Here is a 3,723-nt window from a genome sequence, read left to right as displayed (position 1 = left end):
CCGTTTTGCACTCTGAGCATTGCCATTTTGCTCCGTTATTATTGCCTCAATTTAAAGAAAGAGCTCGAGCATTTTCATTTTAAATCAACTCTTTGAAAATGCTCTATCTACTTGTTTTTACGCGCATCTTTTCCGAAAACCGCTTCGCATTTTTCGGGATGCGCTCCAGAGGATAAAGTGAATACTTCAGTTTCAACAAAGAATATGCAGCAAAAGCTGCCTTCCGCATCCGGTCAGCCTCCCGTGACCGGTGACGAAGTTGTCAAACTTTCCAATATTAAACGTATGTTCGGCACTACACCTGCCGTGGATGATATTTCTCTCTCGGTTCAGCGCGGTGAAATTCTCGGCATTATCGGCCGCAGCGGCGCGGGCAAATCGACACTGATCCGCTGCCTCAACGGTCTGGAACGGCCGGATAGCGGCTCGGTCATTATTGAAGGTCAGGAAATCACCGGTCTCACTGAAAGCCAGTTGCAGCCGGTGCGCCGCCGTATCGGCATGATTTTCCAGCACTTCAATCTGATGTCGGCCAAAACCGTGGCGCAGAATATTGCCCTGCCGCTCAAAATTGCCGGCATTGCCAAGCCGGAACGTCAGAAAATCGTTGCTGAATTGCTGGAACTGGTCGGCCTGTCGGAGCGTGCGCAGCATTATCCGGCGCAGCTTTCCGGTGGTCAGAAGCAGCGTGTCGGCATTGCCCGTGCACTTGCAGCCAAACCGAGCCTGCTCTTGTCGGATGAGGCAACCTCCGCGCTTGATCCGGAAACCACCCAGTCTATTCTGGCACTGCTGAAAGATATCAACCAGAAACTCGGCCTGACCATTCTGCTGATTACCCATGAAATGGATGTCATCCGCAAAATTGCAGACCGTGTGATTGTGCTGGATCACGGGCATATTGCCGAAGAAGGCCCAGTCTGGGAAGTTTTTGCCCGCCCGAAAGCCGATACAACCAAAAGCCTGCTGAAAATGCTGACCCCTGCCCTGCCTGAAAGCATTGCCGCACAGCTGACGCAGAACCCACAATCAGCCTCGGAAGCGATTATCCGCCTGCGTATCTCCGGTGAATCTGCACGCAGACCGCTTATTAATGATATTGCCGCCGCTTCCGGTCTCAATGCACGCCTCGTTCATGGCGGCATTGATACGATTCAGGGAGAACCGGTCGGCACATTATTCCTTGGCCTCCCCGCCCATGACCAGACAGCTTTGCAAAAGGCTGTGGGTTTTCTGAAGACAATTTGTGATGAAACGGAGGTTGCCGGATATGTTTCAGTTCCTGACGCCCGCAATGCTTGATCTGCTCTGGCGCTCGTTAGGCGAAACCCTGATTATGACGGGTTTCTCCAGCTTCTTCACATTGCTCTTCGGCCTGCCGCTTGGTCTGCTGCTGATCCTGACAGACCGTAACGGCCTGCTTCAGAATATTCCGGTCAACCGCGTTATCGGCGCGATCGTCAATGCGTTCCGTTCGGTACCATTCATTATTCTGCTGGTTGCCCTCATCCCGTTCACACGCTTGATTATGGGCACTGCACTGGGCACATGGGCTTCCATCGTGCCGCTGTCGATTGCTGCTATTCCTTATTATGCCCGTATGGCTGAAGTATCACTGCGTGAAGTTGACCACGGCCTGATTGAAGCTGCCCGCTCCATGGGTGCAAGCCGCTGGACGATTATCAAAGAAGTGCTGATACCGGAATCCATGCCGGGTCTGATCGCAGGCTTTACAGTTACCATCGTCACGCTGATCGGTGCATCCGCAATGGCCGGTGCGATTGGCGCAGGCGGTCTCGGCGACCTTGCTATCCGCTATGGCTATCAGCGTTTCAACTATCCGATCATGGCCGCTGTTGTTGCCGTTCTGATCGTGTTTGTCTGCCTGATCCAGTGGATCGGTGACAGGCTGGTACAAAAAGTCGATAAACGCGTCGTTAAACGCTAAATATAGATAAGGCCGGTGAAAACCGGCCTTTTTATTTATAAATCCAAAAACTCAACCACGCTTTTCGTGAACGCCGACTTCAACCGTATTACCGTCCGGATCAAAAACCAGAGCCGCGAAATAGCCCATTTCCTTCGGCCCTTGATAGGATGGCGCACCGCTGTCACGTCCACCGGACTTCAAGGCAGCCTGATAAAAGGCTTCGACCTGCTCATGACTTTTGGCGCTGAATTTAAGGTGTAAATGCTGACCAGGGTGCAATCCCGGATCGGTACCATTTGCAGTTTTTGCCGCAACAATCCGCAAGAACGGCAGAGGACTGCGGGCATTCCCGCTGACAAAAAACAAATTATCCGCCGTCTGCAACACCCTAAGCTCCAGTGCAGCCATGCTGCCGGAGTAAAACTGATAGGATGCCGGAATATCCCGGCTCTCAAAGCCGATATGGTCGAATAAAGACATAGCCAATAATATAGAGAGCTTCAGAAATAAGAAAAGAGCCGCCGGATACTGAATCCTGCGGCTCTTTAACTTGCTATGCTCTGCCTATTTAGGTCTGAACAATTACCGTGTACGGCTCAGACCATCCTTGGCAGGCTTATATTGCGGATCAAGCTGCACCGCGCGGGCATAGGACGCCGCTGCACGTTTCTTGTCACCGCGATGCTCATAGACCAGCGCCTGATTGGCCCAGCTTTCGGCAATCTTGTCATCCAGCCCGATAGCCGTATTGAAGTCATCAAAGGCATTGTCATAATCGCCGAGCGCTGCATAGGAAATACCGCGGCCATTATAAGGCTCCGGCGCATTCGACTGCAGGGAAGCCGCAGCAGAGAAATCCTCAATCGCCTGTTTGTGCTGACCGCGTGCCTGATAGATCAGACCACGATTGTGGTAAGCACGGCCATCGGTGGTATCCAGCTGAATTGCGCGGTTGAAATCCGTCATCGCTTCGTCCAGACGTCCTGCCTGACGATAGACATTACCGCGTCCGATATAGGCTGCATCATATTGAGGATTGATCTGAATGGCGCGACCATAATCCTGCACAGCCGCCGCATCATTTTTCAGATAACGCTGGATCAGCGCGCGATTAGCATAGGCCTGATAATAATTCGGATCGAGCTGAATCGCCGTATCAAAATCCTTCATCGCCTCGCGATAGCGCCCTGCTTTACCATAGGCTGAGCCGCGCACATTATAGCTTTCAGGATTACGCGGATTGCTCTGAATGACAGTTGTCAGCGAACCGATATTCTCGCTGGAACCCTGCGCAAGATCAACCGGCGTAAGCATGGAATTGGAAGTACTCTGACAGCCCGCCAAAGCCAGAACTGCGCAGGATGCTGCAACCAGCAAACCTTTATTCAAAGAAAGGCGCTGTTCACGCAAAGTCAATTTCACACTTGCCAAAGATCCCATTCGCGCACTCCTCAAAGGCAGTCTAGTAGCCTGAGATTCCGGCCTGTGCTCTGCACAGTATCTGACGGAAAATGGTAAGACTGCATATATTTTATGACATGCCAATGCACTCAGCCCATACAGAAAAAGGCGGAAGTGAATACTCACCCCACCTTAAAGCTGTTTTCCAGCGATGCAAACATATCTGTATGGTCAACTTTTACAATAGAGCTTCATATTACATCAGTTTTCAAAAACCGGCATAGTAAGCCTGAAAAGCTGGCCTGAACGCAAAGCAAAACGCATGACCCTGAGATCATGCGCTGCTTAATCAGTATATCTGATCAGAAACGACGCAGCCTGTAGCCACGCGT

At 51.5% G+C, this 3,723-nt stretch carries 4 protein-coding genes; 2 read left to right on the top strand and 2 right to left on the bottom strand.

The genetic code is table 11. The annotated features are described in order from the left end of the window. The first annotated feature begins 204 nt into the window (after positions 1-204). The gene (locus A918_RS0118660) at positions 205-1,302 is read left to right on the top strand and encodes a methionine ABC transporter ATP-binding protein (protein WP_022712518.1); all 1,098 of its coding nucleotides are present in this window, start codon (positions 205-207) and stop codon (positions 1,300-1,302) included. Then, on the top strand, positions 1,283-1,948 hold the full coding sequence (locus A918_RS0118655) for a methionine ABC transporter permease (RefSeq protein WP_028234010.1): 666 nt from the start codon (positions 1,283-1,285) through the stop codon (positions 1,946-1,948). The genes A918_RS0118660 and A918_RS0118655 overlap by 20 nt, the downstream gene beginning before the upstream one ends. 51 nt (positions 1,949-1,999) lie before the next feature. Here A918_RS0118655 and A918_RS0118650 read toward each other — a convergent pair whose 3' ends face one another. Both A918_RS0118650 and A918_RS0118645 read right to left on the bottom strand, forming a co-directional pair. After that, the gene (locus A918_RS0118650) at positions 2,000-2,410 is read right to left on the bottom strand and encodes a VOC family protein (RefSeq protein WP_028234009.1); all 411 of its coding nucleotides are present in this window, start codon (positions 2,408-2,410) and stop codon (positions 2,000-2,002) included. Between the two features lie 102 nt (positions 2,411-2,512). Next, positions 2,513-3,370 (bottom strand): tetratricopeptide repeat protein, encoded by an 858-nt coding sequence (locus A918_RS0118645; protein WP_022712515.1) that lies wholly within the window; start codon positions 3,368-3,370, stop codon positions 2,513-2,515. Positions 3,371-3,723 lie beyond the last annotated feature (353 nt).

Origin of the sequence: Pseudochrobactrum sp. AO18b, assembly GCF_000409565.1 — a bacterium.
Classification (GTDB): domain Bacteria; phylum Pseudomonadota; class Alphaproteobacteria; order Rhizobiales; family Rhizobiaceae; genus Pseudochrobactrum; species Pseudochrobactrum saccharolyticum.
The sequence above is the reverse complement of the archived record's forward strand: the minus strand, read 5'-3'. Positions and strand labels throughout refer to the sequence as shown.